The organism is Kitasatospora acidiphila (assembly GCF_006636205.1).
Taxonomy (GTDB): domain Bacteria; phylum Actinomycetota; class Actinomycetes; order Streptomycetales; family Streptomycetaceae; genus Kitasatospora; species Kitasatospora acidiphila.
The window spans coordinates 26291-50218 of record NZ_VIGB01000002.1 but is presented as its reverse complement, the minus strand read 5'-3'; the positions used below and the strand labels follow the sequence as shown (position 1 = coordinate 50218).

Below are 23928 nucleotides of genomic sequence, written 5' to 3'. Positions count from 1 at the left end.
TCACGAGGCCCGCCCCCGCGGGCGCGGCGAATATCCGGTCTGTGCCGGCGTGTGAAGGTCGCTGATCACTGCTCACCTCGGAATCTGTGGGGGTGGTGCGGATCGGCGCCGTGGGGGCGGCGCCAGTGGGGTAGGGCGCCCGCAGCAGAGCGCGAGCCGTGACGGCCTGGATCCGGCCGTCGGATCTGCGCTCGAGCAGCACCTGGGCTGCGGGTTCGGCCGGTATGACTGCGGAGTCAGTGGTGCGCCGGTGGTGCGGGACCGACCGGCGCTACTCGGCAACCGCAGTTCGGTACAGCCACTGGTAGACGGGCACGGGGCCTTCCCCGAAATCCTCTAGCTCGTGCGTGGACTCGAAGTGCTCATAGCCGTTCCAGCGCGGGATTTTCAACCGATCTTCCGGGCCTTCGAATTCCACTTCCCGGACACCGGAAAGATCACTCGGACCGCCCCTGAGAAAGACGAGCAGGCAGCGTGGCATGACACTCACCATGTCCAGTCGAGACACCTGGAAATTACGCGCTTGATCAGAACGGTTTGCGCACGCCTTGAATACCCGAAGCCAGGTCAGCCAACCCACCCCAGCGGTGCTTGACAGCGCATGAAGCGAGTCGGGGGCGCACTTCTTCTGTGAACATCGATCCACTTGAAGGACTTGCGAAAAACTCCTGACAGCCATTGAAAAATCACAATAGCTCGCAACTGAAAATCTATCTGCGGAATAAGTAGGAGGAATTCGCGATGCTCACCACATCTCAGCCAGGCGAGTCGATAGTAGCTGGTCAGAGCCGTGACGCGCGCCATTTTCCTTAGCATGTCTCCCCAACCCGCCATCTCTTCTAGACGGCCACGGACCAACAGGATCCGAAGCCGGCTCAGCTCTCGACCTTCTGCTCCAGCTCGGCCACGGGCTGCGGCGAGGCCATCCCGATCACCGTTCAGCGACTGTCGCCAGATTTTCTTGATCAATATTCGGCGAAGTCGATTACGCTGCGTCAATGACGGCTGTTAACTAGTAATATCGCATCTCAGGCCGTGCTCACCGATAACGGCCAAGGCGCAGGCTGGAAATTCACTATCGGTTGCGCACAACCGGGCGCCGTAAGGATTGGAGCGCCCCCGGCAAGGGCGAGTGCTTCGGCAGTTTGCGAATCACCTATTGCTGCCCCGAAGCTCTTGAACCTACTGTGAGGAAAACGCCGCGTCGACTCGGCCAATAACGGCTTGTGCGGCGTTCAGGAAAGAGGAAGCGAATGTCTCCGATTCTCCTCGCCATCGTCCCCACGAGCGGTCCGACGACCGGGAGCAACCCCGTGCTCCTGATCGGTACCGGCCTGACTGGCGCCACTCAGGTCATGTTCGGCGGCACCCCCGCAAGCAGCTTCACCGTCGACTTCGACGGCGCCATCACCGCCATCGCCCCGCCCGGTACCGCCGGGCCCGTCTCGGTCACGGTCACCACCCCCTCCGGCACCAGCAACGCGGCCACCTACACCTACCAGGAGGCCGCCCCGCCGACCATCCTCGCGCTGGTGCCGCCGATCGGCCTGGCAAGGGGTGGCCTGCCGGTCCTGATCGTCGGCCACGGCCTGACCGGCGCCACGGCGGTCCTGTTCGGCACTACTCCGGCGCTCAACGTCACCTCGCTGGGCGACGGCGCCATCCTGGCCATCTCCCCGCCCGGAACCGGTACCGTCCAGGTCACCGTGACCACCGGGGCCGGCACCAGCAACGGCGCCACCTACACCTACCTGTAGGACGGCCCGGCCCGTCGGTTCCACGGGCAAGACCGACGGGATGACGGAAGTGGGCTCCGACAGCAGAAGCTGTCGGAGCCCACTTCTTGCGGTCCCGCCCCGGCGACCCGAGTCCCCGCTGTCCGTTCCGCGCTGCAGGGGCGGTGAAGGCCGCCCCCCTACAAGCGCACGCCTAGATCGCCGGCGGGGCGATGTAGGTGTAGGCGAGGCTGTTGCTGGTGCCGCCGGGGGTGGTGACGGTGACCGGTACCGTGCCGGAACCGGCCGGCGCGGTGGCGACCACGGAAGTGTCGGACACGACGGTGAAGGCGGCGGGCGTACCTCCGAAGGAGACCGCGGTGGTGCCGCTCAGCCCCGTCCCGCTCAGGGTGACCGCAGTCCCGCCCGAGCTCGGCCCCGCCAAGGGAACGATGCTCGTCAGGACCGGAACCGCCACGTAGGTGAAAGCCACCCCGTTGCTGGTCCCACCCGGCGTCGTCACCGTCACCAGCACCGTGCCCGAACCCGCCGGCACCGTCGCAGTGATCTGCGTCGCCGACACCACCGTGAACGACGACGCCGCAGCACCGAAATGAACCGCCGTCGCCTCCAGCAGATTGCTTCCCGTGATGGTGACGGTGGTTCCCCCGGCGACGGGCCCCTCGTCGGGCACGACCGCTGACAGCTGAGGGGCGCTCAGGTAGTAGTAGAGCACCGGAGAGCTGGTGCCGCCGGGGGCGGTGACGGTGACCTGAGCCGGGCCGGGGCTCCCGGCGGGCACGGTGGCGGTGATCTGCGTCGCCGACACCACCGTGAACGACGACGCGGCCGCGGTACCGAAGTGGACCGCCGTCGCCCCGCTGAAGCCGCTACCGGTCACCGTGACCGTGTTGCCTCCGGATGCCGGGCCCTGGTCCGGGGCGATCGAGGCCACCACCGGCGGGGTGGCGTAGGTGTAGGCGAGGCTGTTGCTGGTGCCGCCGGGGGTGGTGACGGTGACCGGTACCGTGCCGGAACCGGCCGGCGCGGTGGCGACCACGGAAGTGTCGGACACAACGGTGAAGGCGGCGGGCGTACCTCCGAAGGAGACCGCGGTGGTGCCGCTCAGCCCCGTCCCGCTCAGGGTGACCGCAGTCCCGCCCGAGCTCGGCCCCGCCAAGGGAACGATGCTCGTCAGGACCGGAACCGCCACGTAGGTGAAAGCCACCCCGTTGCTGGTCCCACCCGGCGTCGTCACCGTCACCAGCACCGTGCCCGAACCCGCCGGCACCGTCGCAGTGATCTGCGTCGCCGACACCACCGTGAACGACGACGCCGCAGCACCGAAGTGAACCGCCGTCGCCCCGCTGAAGCCGCTACCGGTCAACGTCACCGTGCTCCCCGCCGGACCCGACGCCGGAGAAACCACGGCAAGCACCGGCGCCACCGGCGTATAGGTGAAAGCCACCCCGTTGCTGGTCCCACCCGGCGTCGTCACCGTCACCAGCACCGTGCCCGAACCCGCCGGCACCGTCGCAGTGATCTGCGTCGCCGACACCACCGTGAACGACGACGCCGCAGCACCGAAGTGAACCGCCGTCGCCCCGCTGAAGCCGCTACCGGTCAACGTCACCGTGCTCCCCACCGGACCCGACGCCGGAGAAACCACGGCAAGCACCGGCGCCACCGGCGTATAGGTGAAAGCCACCCCGTTGAGCGACGGGCCCAGCAGCCCTTCCACGGTCACCTCCACCGTGCCGGATCCGGCCGGCACGGTGGCAGTGATCTCCGTCAGCGACACGACGTCAAAGGTGGGCGCGGCGACGGCACCGAAGTACACCGCCGTCACGCCCAAGAAGCCGACCCCTGTCAGCGTCACCGTCGACCCGACCGGGCCCGACGCCGGACTGATCGAGAAGATCAGGGAACTGTTGTGCTCGTCCATGGACCTATCCCGTGCGATGGGGCAGCCTCGGAGGCTGCGACTGATGGGATGCGCCTGCATGGTGGCGGGGTGACCCGCCACCATGCCAGGGCGCTCGGCCGGGCGGCGTGCCGTAGCAGGCACGCCGCCCGGCCGAGCGAAGTGAGCCCCGGTCGGCGAAAGTTGGGGCGCCGACCGGGGCTCGTCACGTCCGGCGGGGGCCCGCGCCCGCCGGACGGATCGGATCGGCTCGCGGTCACCCGACCCCGGTGCTACAGCGCGAGCCGCTGTGGATCAGATACCGGGCCCGGCGACGTAGGTGAAGCCACCCACCAGCGTGGCGGTGCCGCCGGTGGTGACCACCACGACGTCCGCCGCGCCGGCGGTGCCGGGCGGGGTGGTGAAGACCACCTGGGTGTCGGAGTCGACCGAGAACGGTGCGACCGTGCCGCCGACCGTCACCGACTGGGTGGTCGTCAGGTTCGTCCCGGTCAGCGTGACCACGGTGCCTCCCGAAGTCGGGCCCGAAGTCGGCGACACGCTGACGGCGGTGGGGGCGTCGACGTAGGTGTACGTCAGGCCGTTGTTGGTGCCTCCCGCGGTGGTGACGCTCACGCTGACGGGGCCGGCTGCCGTGCCGGCGGGCACGACGACGCTCAGCTGGCCGTCGTTGATCACGGTCGGCGTGGCGCTGTTGGCACCGAAGTTCACGGCGGTCGCCGTGGACAGGCCGGTCCCCTGGATCGTCACGGTGTTGCCGCCCGCAGTGGCGCCGGAGGTGCTGCTGATCGAGAACTTGAACGGGGGACCGATGTAGTAGAACGACAGCGGGTTGCTGGTGCCTCCCGCGGTGGTGACGGTCACGTTCACCACGCCGGTGCCGGACGGGGAGGTGACGGTGACCGATGTGGGCGTGTTGGCGGTAATCGTGGCGGTCTTGGAGCCGAAGTGCACGGCAGTGGCGCCGGCGAGGTTGACGCCGGTGATGGTCACCGTCGTTCCGCCTGCGGTGGAACCCTGGTTCGGACTGATGGGCACGGTGCTTTCCTTTCGACTTGGTGGGTGGCCGTGGTGCAAGGACCCTGGCGCCTTGGCGCACAGCGGGCCCGCGGTCGGCCGAGCCTGCGGCTGCGGAGGCGGAGCCCGGCCGGCTTCCTCCGAGGCGAAGCCGGCCACGCCCGGGCCCGTCGGCCGCCGTTTGCCGTGCGGCTCAGTCGTCCGCCGAGTTGCAGCGCTTTCCCCGGCCGATCCGCTTGCGGCGCCGCTTGTGCCGTCCGCGCACGGCCGGCGAGGAGCCCAGCGCACAGCGCGCACGCCTCGGCGGCGGAACGGAAGGCTCAACAGGTGGCGCAGTTGCCAGAGCCTGCGTCGAAGCTCCGCTCGGGTGCTGCCCGTTCGCTCGCAACCGCGGCACGTACCACGTCAGGGGGAACGCCCAGGCCAACATCGCGCTGCCTATCTGGGAGTGCGGTGGAACGTGTCGGGCGGACCAGGTGGCCATCGCACGGATCCACGCGTTGCATGCCTTCTGGATTGCTCGCATGACGCCTCCTGGCGTATGTGAGCCGCCGCATTGGGTGGTGCCGCTATAGCGGCACCACCCAATGGATCCAAATCCTCCGCAGGGGCGCCCATCGCAAGTCCGTGCCTGACCGCCACCAGAAACCAGCGGGCACGGGCTGCTCATTCCCCCAGGAGGGATGGGCGGCCCACCGGTTGGATACAGAGAAGTAACCCAGATGGTCGAAATCGATGACAAGGCCCCCGACAGCGTTTCACCCGCTTGGCGGAATGCCGTGCCCGGGCTCCGGGATCACTCAAAACGGCCAGCGCAGCGAAAGCGGACCGGGGCCAGCCAGCCGAAACAGATCGGTCCGTTGGGGAATTTTCTCGCTAATTCCCCATCTCGAGGATCCAAAATTCCCCAGCACAGCGGGCTCCACTGGGCCGACTGAAGTGCAGGACTGGCGAGGCCGTGCCACGCGGCCTGCCGACCATGCTCAGGGTCGACCCGCAGGGCCCGTGCTACTCCCCCGCGCCGCGGACGGGGCGCTCCTCCTCGCGTGCCTCATGCCCGGCGGAACCGCGATCGCGCCAGGAGTCGGCGCGAGGAGGAGGCCTCCCTCGAAAGTTGCCGCCCCCAGTGCGGTGACCGTGCCGGCAACCTGAATCAGTAATCCACCGGAGCCATTCAAGGACACGGGGTCTCACCCGCATGGCCGAACGCTCAGAATCGCAAGTCCAGTCGCTCTCCGCTCACCCCGAAGTTCCGATACCGATTGGCTCCCCTGAGCCTGCTTCCAGAATTCCCCACCCGCTCGCCGCGCATATCACCGTCCTCGCTCACAAGATTTCCCCACGAAGATCTCCGTGCAATTCCCTGACCGTCCTGGGGAGCCGATCGGAGCGCACACGGTCCGCCATGGATTCCGCACGATCGCGGAGCAGGACCGACCGCCCTGCCCTCACCGACCCGATCATCCGGCCACCGCTCGCGATCATGTCTGTCCGTCGGAGGCGGTGCGTCGTGTGACGTCGTGTGACATGGCATCGAGGGGAAGGGACCGGCGGGCCGGATAGTCCAGAGGCGTGCGAGGCCGTCTGAGGGGCCGTCAGGGCCGTTCTCGGGGTGTTCTAGAGCCAGGCCATGGAGGACAGGCGCGCCATGTGTCCTTGGAATGCCAGCGGCACGACCCGGCCGCTGGGGCCCGACCGGTTCTTGCTGATGATGGCCTCGACCGTGCCGGCGACCGGTCCGGTGTCGTTACCGTCCTCGGCGAGCTCGCGGTACAGCAGGATGATCACATTGCTGTCCTGCTCGATCGCGGACGACTCCTTGAAGTCGCTGACGAGCGGGCGCCGGCCCGCCGCCCCGCGGTTGAACTGGGCGAGCGCCACCACCGGGATCCCGAACTCGCCCGCGAGCCTCTTCAACCCGCGGCTGATCTCACCGACCTCCTGGGCACGGTTGGCGTTGGCCTTGGTGTTCTCCGGGGTCACCAGCTGCAGGTAGTCGCACACGAGCATCGCGGGCGGGTGACCGCGCGAGGCCATACAGCGCAGCCGCGCCCGCAGCCTGGACAGCGTCTGGGTGGCGGAGTCGTCCAGGTAGAAGTTGTGGGCGTTGCGCATCACGTCGGAGACGCGGGCGATCTTGTCCCAGTCGTTGTCGTCGAGCTTGTGTTTGACCAGGCGTTCCAGGTAAACCCCTGACTCGGCAGCGGTCAGACGGGCCATCAGCTCCTTGCCGCCCATCTCCATGCTGGCCACGAGCACCGGCCGGTTGCGGTGCAGGGCGACGTGCGCGGCCAGGTTCATGCCGAACAGCGACTTGCCGCCGGCGGTCGCCGCGCCGACCGTCACCAGGTGGCCGGGCAGCAGCTGGACCACCTCGTTGATGTCCGGCCACGGGGTGTCCAGGGCGCGCGGGTCGATGCCGTGCTCCTGGTCGTCGATGAACTCCTGCCACCGGTCGGCGACCGACAGCTTCGGGGCGGCCTCCGCGGTGCCGGCCACCAGCGCCTGCAGCTGGGCCATGGCGACCTGGACGACCTCGCGGGCCTCGCCGACGGCGGCGTAGCCCTGGGAGGTGAGCCGGGTGCCGGTCTCGACGACCTTGCGGAACGCGGCCAGATCGCGGACCGCCTCGGCGTAGTGCTCGGCGTTGACGGCCGTCGGAACGGCGTTGACGCAGGTGTGCAGGTAGGTGGGACCGCCGGCCTTCTGGAGCTCGCCACGGGTGGCCAGCTCGCCGGTCACCAGGATCGGGTCCGGGGTGGTCTCGCCGCCGGAGCGGTCGTGCAGGTCGAGGATCGCCCGGTAGATCACCTGGTGCGCCGGGCGGTAGAAGTCGCCAGGGCCGTTCAGCGCGGCGACGACGTCGCTGATCGCCGCGGTGGACAGCATCATCGCGCCCAGTACGGCCTGCTCGGCGTCCAGGTCGTGCGGCTGCTCGCGCTCCAGGGCCTGGCGGGCCACCGGCAGCGGCAGGTGGTCGTCCTCGGGTTCTGGACCGTACTCGGTGGCGATGCCGGTGCCTGCGATGGTCAAGTAGGGAACTCCTCGTCGCTCAATGGGTGGTGCGGTTCCGCAGGGTGGTTGGAGCCGGCATGGTCTGGTTGCCCGCTTCGCTGTCGAGTCAGCCGGCAACCGGTTTTCTTGCGGGCCGCCAACGGGCTGCACTGCGAGCACGGCTGGAGCCGTAGGAAGCCCGCACCGTCCCGTCTTTCGCGCATCCGCGAGATCGGGTCGCAGTCCGCGTCGCCGCAGTGCGGGGTCGGGGCGAGCATGTCCGGTGCGGTGCGCGGGCGCGCAACGCTCGGGGTGTCACGGTCGCGCAGCACGATGTGCCTCGGCCGCAACCTGTCGATCCGGGCGCCGATCGCGGCCGCCGGATCGTTGAGGCCGCTGGCCGGACGGTGCGTCAGGTCGTACACCAGCACCTCGTCCGGCGACGTGTAGCCCAGTAGCGGCAACGCCTCCAGCAGCTTCGGCGCGAACCTGCGCGCGTCCCGCAGCCCACACGCGTACGGCGCCGGCAGCTCCATCAGGAACTGCAGCACCACCCGGAGCTCCTCCGGCAACTCTGCAGGGCCGGACTTCCTCGCGGAGTCGGTCCCCGTGGCCCCCGTCCCGGCATCAGCCGAGGCGGCCGGGCCCGACGGGAGCGGGGGATAGGGGGGGTAGTTCCTACCACCGGGGGGTGTGGGGGGACGGGGCCGACGCGCTGGAAATCGCACCATCGGCCTGACCTGCATAGATGTTGGTTTCCGACGTGTCGGAAACCGCACCGTCGGAGCCCGACGTGTCGGAAACCGCACCATCGGCCCGACCTGCATAGACGTTGGAAATCGCACCATCGGCACCGACCTGCGCACCCTGACGTGTTGGATTTCGCACCATCGGGCTGACCTGCGACGCAGCTGCGGTGCCCTGGTTGACGTAGGCGCTGTTGTTGGCGGGGTTCCGGTAGACCCGGAACCGCCACTTCGGGCGGCTGGTCTCCTGGTCGTAGCCGTCCCGCTCGTGGCTGACGTGGCCGGCCTTCTGCAGTCGCCCGAGGACGCCCCGCAGGCGGCTGGCGCCCATCCGCCAGCCGGACGCCTGGAACTCCTCCGCCAGGGCGAGGACGCCGGACGGCTGCTCCGGGTCTCGCAGCAGCAGCCGGATCAGCACCCCGTAGTCCTCGGGCTGAAGGTGAGGGGAGCACGCCAAGGCGTACGGGACCACCACCTCCTCCGGGGGTTCCCAGGCCCGCTCGATCGAGGAGCTGCCGAACTCGGCGTCGGTCATCTGCTTCACCGGACTACCTCCGATCCGGCGCCGGGCACCAGGAGCAGCCCTGTGCAGGGCAGGGCGACACGATTCGAACCGGTTGGTTCCTCAGGAGTCTTTGCGGAAGCAAAGGGTGACGCCTTGCCGATTGTGGTAGCGAGGACGGTCTCGATATTCCCGTGATCGCACGGATCACCCTTCGGGACTGGGCGCGAGGTACGGCTCCCATGGTGGGACGGCCTGCCTGTGAACCGACGCTGTCGGCAGCGGGGTTGGGGGACAGAACTGGTCGGACCTGCGGCGTCCGCAGCGGACAGACCGGGCTGGATGCTGGTGGCGCGCAACGCGGAGTCGTGCCTTTCTCGGTCCAGCCGCGTCAGGGTGATCACTCATGTAGAGCGACTGGGCGTGGGTCCCTCGCCCGCACCGGGTACGCCTGGTACCTTCGGGGAAGAAGTATGCGTAGCGAGCGGCCCAAGTTTGGCGACTGGGGGCCGCTTCGCTGTTTTCCGGGGTACTACGCCGCCCGTATGGGCGACCGGCTCAGCTTATTCGTCTCTTGGAGTTCTCGCTTCGTTCCGTTTCAGCGTGTCGGCTGGACGATTCAGCAAGTTTGGTAACACCGGCCGACGTCTTCGTCAACCCGGTGGGGTCCGACCGAACTGCCGGAGTGACAGCGAGCCGATCACCGTGCCGTCGGCCATCACTCTCCCCGTGACAGCGAGCAGTTGGGCGATAGGCGTCACGCGCTGCGCACCGATCGCGTCGTCGCCCGGTCCAGGCCTCAGCGGGGCCTCCAGGCAGCGGAGAGGCCACGCGGTGAGGTGCCTGACAGTGGCAGGTCCCTTTCCGCGCGGCCTCCTTACCGGACTCGACCTCCCCTTTCAACGTCTCTCCAGTCTGTTTGATTCGCAACAGCATGCTTAGCTTTCCTCCTCAGATAGTTGGAAATTGGAGCAAGTGGGGAAACTCATTGAGCGAGGCGCGCGAGGCTTGTCCGGCCCGGCAGTCGCACCTTGGTGTTTGCACCCGAGCCGGCCGGCGGCCGGAAGCAGTAGGTTTGAGGTATTGGCGCACTGGCAGTACTGGACTGCCAGTTGATGACAGCACAGTTGGGCTTCTCGAGTCTCCTTGTCCGCGCATTGCGTCATCCCAGGGGCGCGAAGCGGGTACACACTCCGGCGCATAGAGACTATCTGATGAGTTGTTATATGCAATACGTTATTTATCTTTGACTCTTGCGCACCGTTTGCGTCCGCCCGGATTCTCAATCCACTGGAAAGTGCTCACGCTGGAGGCGGTCGGGAGGTGATGCCCGGATTCCTTTCACTGACGGACTCTTCGTAGTCCACCAAAGAAGCGGCACCGGCAGGCGGGTAGGGCAGCCGATGGAGCTGAAGGAATGTCACGGTTGCGCACGGACAGCGTGCGGTGGACGCGCGCCCTCGGCCAAACGGATGAGGTACGACCATTCTGCTAGCCACCTGTCGCCACCGGTGCGCTACTTGGGGCAAGTACATCCCGGTGGGCCGCCCATCCCTTGCCGGGGGACATGGTCGAACCATCCGGAGACGTCGGTATTCCCGGTTCGGCAGCTGAGGGCGCCCCCCGGTGAGGATTTCTGGTCTGTTGTCGGCTGCCGCGTCTGCGGCGGTCGACGGCGGTCGACGGCCCCGTTAACGAAGGGGAACGTCATGCCTGCGATCCTCAGTCGGGGACCCCTGGTGGAAGATCCCACCGTGCGTGTGGGAGCTGGTCCCATCGGAATCGCCGTCACACCGAACGGGCGGCACGCGTATGTCGCCAACAACGGCGACAGCACCGTGAGCGTGATCGACACCGCGTTCTTCACCACGGTCGCCACCATCCCCGGTCTCGCCGGCCCGGTAGGTGTGGCCATAGGTCCCAGCGGAACCAACGCTTACGTGACCAACGCCGGCTCCGGCACCGTCAGCGTCATCAGCACCGGCACCAACACGGTCACCGCCACCGTCACGGTGGGAAGCAGTCCGTTCGAGGTGGCAATCACACCCGACGGGACGCTCGGCTACGTCGCCAACCACGGCTCCGGCACCGCCAGCGTCATCAACACCGCCACCAACACGGTCACCACCACCATCGGGCTGGGCAACAGCCCCAACGGGGTCGGCGTCGCACCCGACGGGCGCCGGGTCTACATCAGCAACCAAGGCTCCGGCACCGTCAGCGTCATCGACACCGCCACCAACACGGTCACCACCACCATCACGGTCGGTACCAACCCGATCGGGGTGGCGGTCACCCCGGACGGGAGCCGTGTCTATGTGGCGAACAACGCCGACGGCACCGTGAGTGTGATCGACACGGCCACCGATACCGTGGTCGGCTCCCCCATCCCGGTGGGCACCAACCCGGCCGGTGCGGCGAGCAGCCCGGACGGCTCCCAGATCTGGGTGGTCAACTTCGCCTCGAACTCGGTGAGCGTGATCGACACGGCCACCAACACCGTGACTGCCACCATCCCTGTGGGCGCCTCCCCTCCCGGGTGGCCATCACTCCCAACGGGCTGTCCGGTTATGTGACCGACAACGGCGCGAACGCCGTCACCGTGGTCGAGAAGCTCCGTGCCATCAGCCCGAATGCCGGCCCCACCGATGGCGGCACCGTGGTGACCATCACCGGGGTCAACCTGACGGGCGCCACCGCCGTGAACTTCGGTCCCCGGCGGGCGACCACCATCGCTGACACGGCCAACCAGCTCACCGTCATCAGCCCACCTGGTTCCGGCACGGTGCCGGTCACGGTCGTGACGCCCGGGGGCACCAGCAACCAGGCGCTGTTCCAGTACGTCACTCCTCCGACAGTGACGGGCATCGACCCGATATCCGGGCCGACCGCCGGCGGCACCAGCATGACCATCTCCGGCATCGGCCTGCAGACCGCCGCCTCGGTCACCTACGGGGCAAGCACGGTGCGTCCCACCGTGGTCTCCGACACCCAACTGACCGTCACCGCCCCGCCCGGCACCGCCGCAGGGTCCGTCCCCGTCGGCGTCACCACCGCCGGCGGGACGGCCCGCACCCTCACCTACACCTATCTGGACGCTCCCTCCGTGACGGCCCTCAGCCCCGGCTCCGGACCGGTCACCGGCGGTACATCGATCACCCTCACCGGCACCGGCCTCACCACCACCGACCAGGTGACCCTGGGCGGCGTGCCCGCAGCGTTCGAGGTCATCTCGGACACCACCCTCGCTCTCCAGGCCCCGCCTGGGACGGCAGGTGCCGCGACCCTGACCGTCATCACCTCCGCCGGCGCGGCCACGGCCACCTACACCTACCTGCCCACGCCCAACACCTAGGCGATGACACCGCCTCACCCTCGTCTCGAAGGAGCAATCATGCGACTCAACCAGCTGGCCGTCCGTGTCCTGGGAACCGCCGCCGGATCCGCCCTCCTGGTCACCGGTCTGGCCGCCACGCCCGCGGCCGCCCAGAGCTTCGTCCCCTGCGACCCGACCGCGCTCGCGAACGCCATCACGACCGCGAACGTCACGGGCGGCAGGCTGGTCCTCGCGCCCGCCTGCGTCTACTCGCTGTCCACCGCGCTGCCGCACATCCAGAACACGATCGCCATCCAGGGCGACGGTGCCACCATCACCCGGGCGCTCGCTGCACCCTCCTTCCGCATCCTCACCGTCGACAACACCGGGAACCTCTCGTTGCACCGAGCCATCGTCAGCAACGGCCACGTGAGCGGGGACTTCGGCGGCGGCATCCGCAACGACGGCACGCTCACCGTCACACGCTCCGTCATCCGGGACAGCCAGGCCGACTACGGTGGCGGCATCGGCGGCAACACCGGCTCCACCACCCGGATCAGCCACAGCTACATCAGCGGCAACACGGCGCTCCTCGAAGGCGGCGCTCTGGCCAACGAGGGCACCATGACCGTCAGCGAGAGCTTCATCACCGGCAACGACGCGGCGAACCAGGGGGTGGGGTGACCAATGACGGGACGCTGACGGTGAGCCGCACCGCCATCGAATCGAACACCGCCTCCGGACCGTCCGGCGTCGGCGGCGGGATCGCGAACTCGGCCGGCGGTCTGGCGGAGCTCCGCGAGAGCATCGTCATCAACAACACGGCAACCAACGCGCCCGGCGGCATCTACGACGACACCGCCCGCGTCCTGCTCCACCGCACCACCGTCGTCGCCAACCAGCCCACCAACTGCGCGGGCAGCCCCACGGCCGTCGCCCACTGCGTGAACTGATCCGCTCCAGCCCGCACGGCTCGCCCGAGCATGTCTTACAGTTCGTGCAAGTCCGTGACCTGAGCTTGGCGTTTAACCTCGCTGGTCACTCGACCGGCTGAGATCCATGGGTTCTGCGGGCACGCGACGCGGCCGTTCTTCACGCTTCGAGATGTCGAGTCACGAAGCACGAGAGAACGGCCGCTGCCTATGAGTCTCCCCGTCCACGCGGCCACAGGCGAGGCATTGGACGTCCTGTCCCGCTTTCGGGTTGAGTTCTACGAATCCCTGTACGCCCGCCCGGACGCGCTCTTCGAGCTCACGGACGCGGTCCTGTGCACGGACGGGCCGGTGAAGACACTGGTCGAGCTGTCGCTCGCGGCAGAGCACCGACGCGGGCACGGCGCCCTGTACCAGGCCCTGGACCGGGGCTGGACCGGGGCTGGGCCGAGCCGGCCCGCCTGCGCCGCGCCCTGACCGACTTGCCGCTGCCGAAGGCCGCCGACGGGCGGATCGTCCTGGCCGTCGACGTCAGCAACTGGCTGCGCCCCGACGCCCCCACCAGCAACGAGCGGCTGTTCTGCCATGTCTACGGCCGCGGCGACCGCTCGACGGACCAGTTCGTGCCGGGCTGGCCGTACTCCTTCGTCGCCGCCCTGGAGTCCGGCCGCACCTCCTGGGTCGCGCTGCTGGACGCCGTTCGCCTTGGTCCCGCAGACGACGCCACCGGCGTCACCGCTATTCAACTGCGCGACGTGGTCGGGCGATTGATGGAAAGCAAGCAGTGGCACAACGGCGATCCCGAGATCCTGATCACGATGGACGCCGGCTACGACGTCGCCTACCTCTCCCACGCCCTGGCCGACCTGCCCGTGGTGCTGGTCGGACGCCTGCGCTCGGACCGCGTCATGCTCCGCGACGCCGGCCCCGCCCGCTCCGGCCCGAAGGGCGGCCGGCCCCGCAAGCACGGCGGCGTCCTCACCTTCGCCAAGCCCGACACCTGGCACGAACCCGACGTCACCACGGCCACGGACACCACCCGCTACGGCAAGGCCGAGGCGACAGCCTGGGACCGGATGCACCCCAGGCTCGCCCACCGTGGCCCGTGGCTCGACCACGCGGAGGAGGAACTACCCGTCCTGCACGGCACGTTGATCCGCCTGAAAGTCGAGTACCTGCCGGGCGACCGCGAACCGAAGCCGGTCTGGCTGTGGTGCTCGGCCGCCGGCGCGACGGCCGTGGCCGTGGACCGCTGGTGGCAGTCGTTCCTTCGACGCTTCGACCTGGAGCACACGTTCCGGCTGATGAAGCAGACACTCGGTTGGACCGCCCCGAAGGTCCGCCACGCGGATAGTGCCGACCTGTGGACCTGGCTCATCATCGCCGCCCACACCCAGCTCCGCCTCGCCCGACCGCTCGCCGAGGACCTTCGCCGCCCTTGGGAACGCCCGGCCGAGCCGCGCCGTCTCACCCCCGCCCGGGTGAGGCGGGGGTTTCGCAACGTCCGCGCGATGACGGCCCGCCCGGCCGCCGCACCGAAACCGTCCCGTCCCGGACCGGGACGGCCACCCGGCTCGAAGAACAAGCACCGGGCCAAGCGCCACGACGTCGGCAAGACCGTCAAACGGGCCGAGTCGATCAAGGAGCACCAGGCCCAGCGAGGTTAAACGCCAAGCTGAGAGGCTGGCCGGGATCCCGGCTGGGCTCTGGCGGACCGGAACGGCCAGGCCATGGGCGAGACGGAAAGGCCGGTCGTCGAGCCGACCGATGGGCGGCTGGCAGACCGACGTCGTCGAGCGGCCGATGACCGCACGAACGTCTTGGGGTGGCACCGCTGGATGAGGGCGGGTTGCTGAGCCCGCAGCCGCACGTCGACGACTGCGCGCAGCTGTCCACCCATCACCTGCCGTCGCCGGGGCACTCGCCCACAGGCTCCGCGATATCGTGCAGGATGTCGAGGTCTGGTACCGCGACGTTCCCCGCCACCGTTTGACCGTCATCGATTCAGCCGCGGACGGCTTCGAATTAGACCCCTTACGCGAAGCCAGCCGGCACCCAGGCGCACGCCAAATGGTGCGCTCCGCCAGATGGGTGAGTTGCCGTCAACCCTCTTGTCTGCTTGGCGACTCAGATGACTTACTTGTGGCGTCCGATCAGGTGGGCTGCCCATCCCCTCCGTTGGGAAAGGCAGCCCATTCGCGTTGGTGGGTGGGTGCCTGCCGCAGGGTTCGCGAGGGCGCCCATCGGAGGAAGCCGTTGGCCGATGTGTTCGTTCGGTCAGAGCTGACGAGGGTGGCTCATGCGTCCGAGGGGGCGTCTTGCGAGCCATCACCATGCTTCGAGTGCTGCTCGGGACCGGTGCCGTCGGAGCCCTCGTGCTCACGGTTTCGGTGGGGCACGCGCATTCCGTGGGTCCGACGCTGGCGGTGATCGTGCCGTGCAGTGAAACCGCGTTGGTCAACGCGGTCAACTGGGCCAACGCCGCCGGGGGCGGTGACCTGATCCTGTCACCGTTTTGCACCTACACCCTCACCAGCGCTCACAGTTCGGGGGGCGCTGGGGGACCGGCGGGGCTGCCGAACATCATCACGCCGATCACCATGACCGGACTGGCCACCGAGATCACCCGTGCGTCGAACGCGCCTGCCTTCCGCATCATCGAGGTGGACGGGCCTTCTCAACTCCCCGCTGACAACGGCCAGCTCACCTTGACCGCGATTACCGTCAGCAATGGTGACGCCGGTATCGGTGTGGGCGGTGGCATCGCCAACCTCGGTGGGTCGGTCACCATGACCGCCGGGGGGGTCCGGGGTAGCCGCGCCTCGTTCGGCGGCGGTATCTACACCGACACCGCGCTGACGATGATCGCCAGCAGCGTCACCGGCAACACGGCCACTTCTGACGGCGGCGGCATCTTCAACAACGCGGGCTCGGTCACGCTGCTGGCCGGCAACGTGACCGGCAACACTCCGGACAACTGCGCCGCCACGCCGCCGCTGACCACGCCCTGTTGACGTCTGCGAGCGACCCTCCGCGCCCAACTCGACCACAGAGCCGCAGGTTGACGGCGAGCTGCTCCACATCGCCGGCCTCAACCCCCGCAGCTCTGTGGCATCCAACCGCTCAGCCACAGCAAAGGAGAGCAACCGTGGCACCCTCGATCAGCTCCATCTCACCGACCTCAGGCACCGCGGGCCAGACCATGACCATCACCGGCACTGGTCTGGGCAACCTGAGCACCACCAAGGTGAACATCGGCAGCAAGACGGTCACCCCCACCGCCGCCAGCAGCACCTCCGTCACCTTCACCATCCCGTCAGGGTGCGCCGGTCAGGCCAACGTCAGCGTGACCGTCTCCGGCGTGAACAGCAACAGCAGCGCCTTCTTCTACGTCGCCGCCCCCACGTGCACGTCGGTGAGCCCCAACACGGGCCCGGCCACGCCCACAGGCCCCATCGACGTCTTCGGCAGCGGTTTCTCGACCGCGACCGGGGTGGTCTTCACCTCGTCGGCCGGCAGCGCCACCGTCACGCCGACCGTGCTCTCCGACAGCCACCTGACCGTCACCCCGCCGGCCCACACCGCACCTTTCGCCACCTGCACCGACTCGGCGAACGTGAGCGTCACCGCCACCGGCGGCACCAGCAGCCCTATCGGCGCGGCCGGTCAGTTCACCTACTACCAGCTGCCGACGGTCACCAGCGTGACCCCCGCCACGGGATCGGCGAGCATCCCTCCCACCGGTGTCATCGTCGCTGGTACCTGCTTCGTGGACGTCAGCGCCGTGACGTTCACCCCGGTCGGCGGTGGCACGGCCGTGCCGGCCGCCAGCGTCAGCGTCACGGGACTGGGCGCGCTCACCCTCGACGTCCCCGCGGGCCTGACGGCGGGCACCACCTACGACATCCAGGTCACCACCACCGGCGGCACCAGCGCGGCCGTCGCCGCCGACCAGTTCGCCGTCACCGTCTGAGCCTCGGGCCGAGCCCGGGCCCCAAGGAGCAGGCGGCGTGGTCGGCCCGTCACCGCGGCCACCGGCGGGGAGTGGACGGGCCGCGACCGTGGACCCGCTGTGCCCTGGCCTCTCGTCGGCAGCCGGGGCACAGCGGGTCCACTCTCATGAAGGAGTTACGCGATGGCTCCGGTCATCAGCAGTCTCAACCCCACCCACGGGCCAGCTGCGGGAGGCACCGCCGTCACGATCAACGGCAGCGGCTTCACCGGTGTCACCTCCGTGAAGTTCGGAACCGTGCCGGTGGCCTCCTTCATGCTGGTCAGCAACAGTCAGATCACCACCACCGCCCCCGCGGGCACCGGGTCGGTCGCCGTCACCGTCACCTCACCGCTCGGCACCAGCAACGGCGTCACCTACACCTACAGCGCCGGTCCGGTGATCACCGGTCTGAACCCGGTCTCGGGACCGACGAGCGGCGGCAACACCGTGACGATCAGCGGCTCGGGCTTCACCGGGGCCTCGTCGCTGCACTTCGGGACCGCCTCGGCGTCGTTCGTCGTCCTGAGCGATTCGCAGGTCCAGGCCACGGCTCCGGCGGGCTCCGGAACGGTCCTGGTCACGGTCACCACATCGGTGGGTACCAGCAACGGCACCACATACACCTACAGTGCGGCTCCGGTGATCACCGGTCTGAACCCGGTCTCGGGACCGACGAGCGGCGGCAACACCGTGACGATCAGCGGCTCGGGCTTCACCGCTGCGACGGCAGTGGAGTTCGGCACCGCCTCAGCCGTGTTCACGGTGGTCAGCGACACCCAGATCACGGCGACAGCGCCTGCGGGCACAGGTTCGGTCCCGGTCACCGTCACCACATCGGCGGGCACCAGCAGCAGCGTCACCTACAGCTACATCAACGTCACCGCACCGTTGATCACCGGCCTGAGCCCGAACCAGGGGCCGACCAGCGGCGGGAACACCGTCACCATCTCCGGCAGCGGCCTGTCCGGCGCGATATCCGTGCTGTTCGGCGCCCACGCCGCCACCATCACCGGCAACACCAGCACGCAGATCACCGTCACGGCACCCGCGGGAGCCGCGCAGTCGGTCAACGTCACGGTCACCACCGGAGCGGGTACCAGCAACCCGCTGCCGTACTTCTACGTCGCGGCCCCCGCCATCACCGGCCTGAGCCCGAACCAGGGGCCGACCAGCGGCGGGAACACCGTCACCATCTTCGGCTCCGGGCTGGCCCTCACCGGCGCGGTGCACTTCGCGTCCGCCGCGGCCACCAGCATCACCGTCAACTCCGACAGCCAGATCACCGTCACGGCTCCCCCGAACGCGGGTACCGTCCTGGTCACGGCCACCACGCCAGGCGGCACCAGCACCATCGGGGTGGGCAGCGCCTACTACACCTACGTCGCAGTGCCCGTCATCAACTCCCTCAGCCCCGCCCAGGGTTCGGCATCCGGCGGCGACGACGTCCTGATCAGAGGGAGCAACCTGACCTACACCGACGCCGTGTTCTTCGGCACCACCCCGGCATCCTTCGCCGCGCTCTCCGACACCATGGTCGTCGCCACCTCACCAGCCGGCCCTGTCGGCCCTGTCACCGTCACCGTCCACTCCCCGGGCGGCACCAGCAACGGCGCCGCCTTCCAATACCAGCCGTAGCACATGTCCGACACTGGACCCGGTCGGAAGTTCCATGCAGCCGGGGCGCCCTACCGAGTAGTTGTAGGCCGCCCGGTGGGGACGTGCGCGGTGGGGTGCTCAGGCATGGAGGGTGGTACTGGGCGGGCATCGGTAGAGGCGCTCGTACTGGTCGGCGAAGCGGGTGGGGCGTAGGAATCCCCAGCGGGCGGCGATCCGGGCGACGGTCTCGATTGCGGGGTCGGCCTCGATCAGGTCGCGATGTGCGCGGCGCAACCGTACGTCGCGCAGGTAGGCCAGGGGGTGGTGTCGAGGTGGTTGCGGAAGGCGTACTGCAGGGCGCGGGGGGTGACGTAGGCGACGGCGGCGATGTCGGCGAGGGTGATGTCCCGGTGGGCGTGGTCGTTGATGAACGCAGCGGCGCGGCGGACGGTGCCGGAGGTGGCGTCGGTGCGGTCGACCGGCGTGTCCGGTGCCGCGGTGACGGTGTTGGGGAAGACGGCCAGGACGGTGGCGGCCAGCAGGTGGGCGGTATTGGCGACCAGCAGGGGGGCTGCGGCGTCGAGGTCGGGGTGGTCGAGGAGGTTGTTGATGTAGACGCGGGTGGCGCGCCAGTGGTCGGCCAGCGCCTGGCTGGCCGGTCGCGGGTCGGTGAACCGCAAGGGGCGGCCTTGCCTGGGGAGTTGGCCTGCCACCTTGTGGAGCAGGGGTAGCGGCAGTGTGGTGGTGCGCACGCGGGCGTCGGTGGTGGTGACGTGCACGGTTGCGGCCGGGCCGATCAGGGTGATGTCTCCGGCTGCCAGGCGTTCCTCGCCGTCCGGTGTGGGCAGGTTCATGGTTCCGGCGATGAGGCGGGCGACGACGACCTGGGGTGGTGGCTCGGAGGTGAACGAGAGCTTGCCTGGCAGTTGGATCTCGCCGACCTGGAACAGGTGGGCGTCGGTCTGCTCCACGCGGAACACCGTGCCGGGCTCAGGTGCGGTCATGTGGATCGGGGTGCGGTAGGCGGCGGCGAGCTCGTGGCGGGCGTGTTCGGGGTCGGTGGTGACCAGGTGGTGGCGGGCTGGGGGCCCGGTGACGGCCGTGCCGGTACGCACGCTGGTGCCGGTGACTTCGGCCAGGACGTGGGCGCAGTGCTGGGACAGGGTACGGCCGGTGCGGGCGGCGTCGCGGGCTAGTTGGGCGCGTGCCGCGTCCGCGGTGGCGCCGGTCTGGTGCATGACCACGCCGGTGGCGCGCTCGACCACCCTGGTGTCCGCCAGTTGGCGGCGCGGGCGTTGCGCGTGCGAGTACGCGGGTGAGGTGTCCTGTTCGGCCACGGTCTCCTTCTCCGCTGCTTGCCCGTGCCCTGTTGCTCGGGGCCTGTTCCACCGTATGCGGGCAGGTGCCGGCTGACGCCCCCGTCCGCTTGGACGGTCACCCGTCGAGGGCGGTTTCCCCTGGTGGGGGCGTCAACCCGACACACGGGCGGCGACACGCCGAGGGCATGCTCGCCCGCGACGCCCACACCACCTGCTCCCACGCCTTCGCCCCGGCGCCAAGCCCGCGCCGGTGCTGCTGGGCGGCTGACGGAGAGTCGGCGGCCGGGCCCGCTCGAAGTCTTGCCGCAGACAGCGCCCTATTACCCATGGCAACGCGGACTACCGCAGCCCCGGGTACCGGCTGGGGCCGCTGGGAGAGGACACTGGCATCGGTCCCGCCCGCACGAGACTTCCGGAGGAACGGTGAGCGCCGCATCCCTGCACGGCCACCACGACGGCAGCCAGCCCATCCCGCGCACGCAGGACGCCGTCGCGGCCGCGCTGCCGTCGGCTCAGCGCATGGAGTTCTACCGGGAGATGGGTGAGGCGGACGACGCGGCGATCGGTGGTGTCCTGCGGCGCTGGTGGTTGCGGGCCGAGCTCTACCGGGATCCGGAGGGTGACCGCATCCATGCCGCGGTCCAGGCCGGTACCGCCCCCGGCACCCCGGCTTCTGCCGTCCTGCGGCGTCTCGGGGCCCTGTGAGCGAGTACATCGACTACCCGGATGAGGACGACCCGATCACCTTCTCCCCGGTGGTGGAGGAGTTCCTCGGCGACCCGGGGACGTCGGCCGACGTGTTCTCCGCCGTCGTCGCGTTCGTCGTCGAGCTGCGTGAGAATCCCTTTCCTCATCTGAGCATGCCGGTCCCGGGCCGTCCTGGCATGCACTCGGCGCCGCTGCGCCGGGATCTCGGGCTGGTGGAGTACGTGGTGGACGAGGCCACCGAGCCGTCGGCCATCTACGTCTCCCGGATCCTGCGCGCGGACTGAGGTCGGACGGAGCTCTGCCCCGGGGCTTTCGGGGCTGGCGGCGGCGGTCCTCTGCGGTGATCACTCTCGGGTAGCGGCAGTCACGTCAGCGAGATCCGCCAGCCGGGGACCTGGCCCGGTAGTAGGCACATGGAAAGTGCCTTCCTGCTGGACTGACAAAGACCTTGGACAAGCCTCATCATCCCGGTTGGAAGGCACTTTCGTGTTGCCGATCATGCTCCGGACACCTGCGCAGGTGAAAGGCACGGGCTAAAGCACCCAGCCGAGAACGGCGACGAGATTACCGAGCAGATTGAGGATCATCTGATTCTCCTTTCAATCGTAGGACGGTGATCCACGGTCTGACTGGAGTAACTCCGGCCAGTGGAACAGTCGCGGTCTGCAGCCCACGAAAGCCCCGACCGGTTAACTGCCCCGACTAAACCTAATATCACTCGATCGTGTGCAGATTCACTCGAATGAGTTAGGGGTCGAACTTTCATCCGAATTAAGGTTGCTTTTTCGTGACGCCCCGGAGCCCGGCTGGCGGGTCATTTCAGTTCTCCGGGCTGATCGTGGGCATGCCGGCGCCCGCCCAGCCCCATTCCGCGCACCCGTTTCAGCCGGAGCAGTCTGGCTGCTGCGTATGTCGGCCCCACTTCCCGGCCCGGAGAGGCCACCTGATGCGTTGGCTGCTGGTGCCTTTCGGGTGTCAGTGCAGCTCAGTGCCCGGTGGTGGTGGCCGGGACTGCTCCGTCCGGGGGCGGCGGGGTTCGGCGGGATGGCGTGGCGGGCAGAGCTTGCGACATGACGACTCCCATGACCAGGCGCCGTTATCGTCGCCGCCGTGCGGCCGCGCCCACCCATCCCGCTCCCGCCGCTCGGCTCCGCGTCGCGAGGCAGCCGGGCCCGGTCCCGTCGGGCGGCGGCGGGTGCTGCCGAACCTGGTCCAGCGAGCACGTCACCCAGGGCGGCCTGGTCGTCCGTACGACCTGGCACGAGCCCGCCTGCCCGACCTGGGCCCAGCGGTGACCACCGACGGCACGGCATCGTGGTCCGGGTGTGCGTGGTCCTGGTTCACGACGGCCGGGTCTGCCTGATCCACCGTTAGTGCCCGCCTGGCCACCGGTACTCCCTGCCTGGCGGCCTGTTCGAAGAGCTCGGCCGCGACACCGCCGAGTTTCCGCACCGCCGGTGCCTCGCTTCGCCGGGAGCAGGCGACTCCGCGGCCGGCCTCCATCTCCTACCCTGCCATCGGCGGTGGATCCGGTCCGCTCATCCTCCCGTCGGCGGGTCCTCGTGCGCAGCCTGTCGCTGCTGGCCGCGCCGGACGGCACTCACGATGACCTTGAGAACAGCCGAGGGGTCGTCATGCCGTGCAACTGCCCGTCCGGCCGCTCGGCCATGGGCAACAGCGGAAGAGGCGTCGCACCGCCGGCCGTCAACGCCGCACTGCGGCCGTCGAGCCTCGAAGGAGGGACAACCGTGCCTCCACTACCTGCGCGGCTCATCTACCGGCAGCCGGAGCGGGCTGCGCAAAGGCCGGCGGGTCCTCTACGGTCGGGTCGTTTGTCCCCGACCAGTCGACGGAGTGGCCCATGACCACCGAGACGCACACCCAGGCCGACAGCAGGGCCGCGGCCACACCACCATCCGCCGAGGGCATGGCCGCTGTCATCGCGCTCGCCGCCGTCCTCGGCGCCGCTCTGCTCTACCTCGGCTCCATGACCTTCACGCTCGTCCACTACCGGCACTGGCCGGCACCGGCGGGGTTCCTGTCGGCCCTGCTGATGGCTGCCATCGCCCTGGTGATCGCGACCCTGCGCCTGCTGATGGAGTGGGAGTTCACCGCCAGCCTGCTGCCGATGGGCGTCCTGTGGGTCACCGGAGCCGTCCTCGCCGGCCTCCAGGGCGCTGCCTCGCTGATGGGCACCGGTACCGTGCCGATGTCCATGCTGATTGGGATCGTCGCCGCAGTCGGCATGGTCGGCTTCACCGAACTCGCCGCCGATCAGTCCTGAGGGCCGTGAACACCCGAGAATCCGAAGACGATCGGCAATCGGCCGCGGAGGGCTTCGCCGAGCGAGACCGCAGGTGCTCAACTCCTCAGCCGAGAACACATCCCTGGCGGGGGGTGTCTGCCTGGACCTGCTCGACCTGGGGGTGGCCCTGGAGACACACGGGCAGAACCTCCTTGCCGTCATCGATGCGGACGACCGCGTCCGACGGCTCGTCTACCGCGACCTCGACGACATCCGCTTCAGCCCGGCCAGGCTGGCCCGGCACAGCCGGCCAGTACCGGCGCCGGCCCGCGAACTGCTGGACGACGACCCATCCGCCCTGCGCCGACAAGTCTTCAGCTGCCTGATCACGGGCGCGCTGGGTCCGTTGGCCGGAGACGCTCCGACCCTGGGCACAGTGCTGGAGGCCGCCACCCGGGAGCTCACCCCGACCGCCGATCTGAGCGCGCTTCGGACGCAGCCGCTGCCGGCCAGGGCGCTGACGCTGATGCGGCTGGTTCCGGGCGCCGATCAGTGGGCGTTGCTGCCCAATCCGGTGACGGCGGGCGGCTGATCGATCCTGCCCGGACCAGGAGCGTGGGTCACTAGCCTCATGGAGGGCGCGGTCCGCTCCGGCGAGCGGGCCGCCACCGAGGTCCTGGCCGCCCCGCCCGTCCGGGCAGCCCGGGTGCTCCGCACAGCACCGCGCGCTGATCCGGCGGTCACCTCGGGTACTTGGTTCGCGATTCCTGCAGTGCGGTGAGGACCGACCGCAGCTGCGCGGCCCGCGTCGCTGCCAGAGGCGTCTGTCGGCAGGAGGGGCCCGTCGGCGCCGATCTCTCGCTGTAGCGGATTGTGTCGCACCCGCGCTCAGCTCCTGCGTACCGGGGCCCGAGCCGCTG

Annotated in this window: 20 protein-coding genes and 1 pseudogene; 13 read left to right on the top strand and 8 right to left on the bottom strand. The window is 69.1% G+C overall.

Going from position 1 to position 23928, the window contains the following annotated elements:
• Positions 1 to 271: 271 nt before the first annotated feature.
• Positions 272 to 481 (bottom strand): DUF5988 family protein, encoded by a 210-nt coding sequence (locus tag E6W39_RS01085; protein ID WP_141631843.1) that lies wholly within the window; start codon positions 479 to 481, stop codon positions 272 to 274.
• 772 nt (positions 482 to 1253) lie between these two features.
• On the opposite strand from E6W39_RS01085, the gene E6W39_RS01080 reads away from it, so the two are divergent.
• On the top strand, positions 1254 to 1757 hold the full coding sequence (locus E6W39_RS01080) for an IPT/TIG domain-containing protein (RefSeq protein WP_141631820.1): 504 nt from the start codon (positions 1254 to 1256) through the stop codon (positions 1755 to 1757).
• A 172-nt stretch (positions 1758 to 1929) separates the two neighbouring features.
• On the opposite strand, the gene E6W39_RS01075 is transcribed toward E6W39_RS01080, so the two are convergent.
• The 5 genes from E6W39_RS01075 to E6W39_RS01055 form a co-directional block, all read right to left on the bottom strand.
• A complete protein-coding gene (locus E6W39_RS01075; protein WP_141631819.1) occupies positions 1930 to 3660 on the bottom strand; it encodes an IPT/TIG domain-containing protein in 1731 nt (576 codons plus the stop codon).
• A gap of 273 nt (positions 3661 to 3933) precedes the next feature.
• Positions 3934 to 4677, bottom strand: a complete 744-nt coding sequence (locus E6W39_RS01070) for an IPT/TIG domain-containing protein (RefSeq protein WP_141631818.1) — start codon at positions 4675 to 4677, stop codon at positions 3934 to 3936.
• A 1596-nt stretch (positions 4678 to 6273) separates the two neighbouring features.
• Positions 6274 to 7689 (bottom strand): replicative DNA helicase, encoded by a 1416-nt coding sequence (locus tag E6W39_RS01065; protein ID WP_228717882.1) that lies wholly within the window; start codon positions 7687 to 7689, stop codon positions 6274 to 6276.
• On the bottom strand, positions 7686 to 8204 hold the full coding sequence (locus E6W39_RS01060) for a hypothetical protein (RefSeq protein ID WP_141631817.1): 519 nt from the start codon (positions 8202 to 8204) through the stop codon (positions 7686 to 7688). The genes E6W39_RS01065 and E6W39_RS01060 overlap by 4 nt, the downstream gene beginning before the upstream one ends.
• A gap of 124 nt (positions 8205 to 8328) precedes the next feature.
• Positions 8329 to 8940: a hypothetical protein gene (locus E6W39_RS01055; protein WP_141631816.1), complete on the bottom strand. Its 612-nt coding sequence runs from the start codon at positions 8938 to 8940 to the stop codon at positions 8329 to 8331.
• A 1712-nt stretch (positions 8941 to 10652) separates the two neighbouring features.
• Here E6W39_RS01055 and E6W39_RS01050 point away from each other — a divergent pair.
• The 8 genes and pseudogenes from E6W39_RS01050 to E6W39_RS01015 all read left to right on the top strand — a co-directional run bounded on the left by E6W39_RS01050 (position 10653) and on the right by E6W39_RS01015 (position 18775).
• Complete coding sequence (locus E6W39_RS01050; RefSeq protein WP_220140143.1) at positions 10653 to 11474, top strand: beta-propeller fold lactonase family protein; 822 nt, start codon at positions 10653 to 10655, stop codon at positions 11472 to 11474.
• On the top strand, positions 11438 to 12253 hold the full coding sequence (locus E6W39_RS01045) for an IPT/TIG domain-containing protein (protein ID WP_323808968.1): 816 nt from the start codon (positions 11438 to 11440) through the stop codon (positions 12251 to 12253). The genes E6W39_RS01050 and E6W39_RS01045 overlap by 37 nt, the downstream gene beginning before the upstream one ends.
• Before the next feature lie 39 nt (positions 12254 to 12292).
• Positions 12293 to 12898, top strand: a complete 606-nt coding sequence (locus tag E6W39_RS01040) for a hypothetical protein (protein ID WP_141631814.1) — start codon at positions 12293 to 12295, stop codon at positions 12896 to 12898.
• Positions 12895 to 13167: a hypothetical protein gene (locus E6W39_RS01035; RefSeq protein ID WP_141631813.1), complete on the top strand. Its 273-nt coding sequence runs from the start codon at positions 12895 to 12897 to the stop codon at positions 13165 to 13167. The genes E6W39_RS01040 and E6W39_RS01035 overlap by 4 nt, the downstream gene beginning before the upstream one ends.
• 189 nt (positions 13168 to 13356) lie before the next feature.
• A pseudogene (locus E6W39_RS01030) lies at positions 13357 to 14813 on the top strand (NF041680 family putative transposase).
• A gap of 675 nt (positions 14814 to 15488) precedes the next feature.
• Positions 15489 to 16160, top strand: coding sequence for a hypothetical protein (locus tag E6W39_RS01025; RefSeq protein ID WP_228717880.1), 672 nt, complete (start codon positions 15489 to 15491; stop codon positions 16158 to 16160).
• Positions 16161 to 16294: 134 nt separating this feature from the next.
• Positions 16295 to 17119 carry an IPT/TIG domain-containing protein gene (locus tag E6W39_RS01020; protein WP_141631812.1) on the top strand — a complete coding sequence of 275 codons (825 nt, stop codon included), beginning with the start codon at positions 16295 to 16297 and terminating at the stop codon, positions 17117 to 17119.
• Between the two features lie 162 nt (positions 17120 to 17281).
• Positions 17282 to 18775 (top strand): beta strand repeat-containing protein, encoded by a 1494-nt coding sequence (locus E6W39_RS01015; protein WP_228717878.1) that lies wholly within the window; start codon positions 17282 to 17284, stop codon positions 18773 to 18775.
• A gap of 99 nt (positions 18776 to 18874) precedes the next feature.
• Here the strand turns inward: E6W39_RS01015 and E6W39_RS40230 are convergent, their stop codons facing one another.
• Both E6W39_RS40230 and E6W39_RS40225 read right to left on the bottom strand, forming a co-directional pair.
• Entirely contained in the window at positions 18875 to 19030 is a 156-nt protein-coding gene (locus tag E6W39_RS40230) for a helix-turn-helix domain-containing protein (RefSeq protein ID WP_220140142.1), read from the bottom strand.
• A complete protein-coding gene (locus E6W39_RS40225) occupies positions 19006 to 20073 on the bottom strand; it encodes an ANTAR domain-containing protein (RefSeq protein WP_220140141.1) in 1068 nt (355 codons plus the stop codon). The genes E6W39_RS40230 and E6W39_RS40225 overlap by 25 nt, the downstream gene beginning before the upstream one ends.
• A 405-nt stretch (positions 20074 to 20478) precedes the next feature.
• Between E6W39_RS40225 and E6W39_RS01005 the strand changes: the two genes are divergently transcribed.
• The 4 genes from E6W39_RS01005 (at position 20479) to E6W39_RS00990 (ending at position 23600) form a co-directional block, all read left to right on the top strand.
• Positions 20479 to 20760, top strand: a complete 282-nt coding sequence (locus E6W39_RS01005) for a hypothetical protein (protein ID WP_141631811.1) — start codon at positions 20479 to 20481, stop codon at positions 20758 to 20760.
• The gene (locus E6W39_RS01000; RefSeq protein WP_141631810.1) at positions 20757 to 21047 is read left to right on the top strand and encodes a hypothetical protein; all 291 of its coding nucleotides are present in this window, start codon (positions 20757 to 20759) and stop codon (positions 21045 to 21047) included. The genes E6W39_RS01005 and E6W39_RS01000 overlap by 4 nt, the downstream gene beginning before the upstream one ends.
• Positions 21048 to 22624: 1577 nt before the next feature.
• Entirely contained in the window at positions 22625 to 23047 is a 423-nt protein-coding gene (locus E6W39_RS00995; RefSeq protein WP_141631809.1) for a hypothetical protein, read from the top strand.
• A gap of 73 nt (positions 23048 to 23120) precedes the next feature.
• Positions 23121 to 23600: a ferric iron reductase gene (locus E6W39_RS00990; protein ID WP_323808967.1), complete on the top strand. Its 480-nt coding sequence runs from the start codon at positions 23121 to 23123 to the stop codon at positions 23598 to 23600.
• The last annotated feature ends 328 nt before the right edge of the window (positions 23601 to 23928 follow it).

Coding starts and splice junctions, on each gene's coding strand:
- E6W39_RS01040 (WP_141631814.1), top strand. CDS start 12,293: ATGCGACTCAACCAGCTGGCCGTCCGTGTCCTGGGAACCGCCGCCGGA.
- E6W39_RS00995 (WP_141631809.1), top strand. CDS start 22,625: ATGACCACCGAGACGCACACCCAGGCCGACAGCAGGGCCGCGGCCACA.
- E6W39_RS01085 (WP_141631843.1), bottom strand. CDS start 481: ATGCCACGCTGCCTGCTCGTCTTTCTCAGGGGCGGTCCGAGTGATCTT.
- E6W39_RS01080 (WP_141631820.1), top strand. CDS start 1,254: ATGTCTCCGATTCTCCTCGCCATCGTCCCCACGAGCGGTCCGACGACC.
- E6W39_RS01015 (WP_228717878.1), top strand. CDS start 17,282: ATGGCTCCGGTCATCAGCAGTCTCAACCCCACCCACGGGCCAGCTGCG.
- E6W39_RS01075 (WP_141631819.1), bottom strand. CDS start 3,660: ATGGACGAGCACAACAGTTCCCTGATCTTCTCGATCAGTCCGGCGTCG.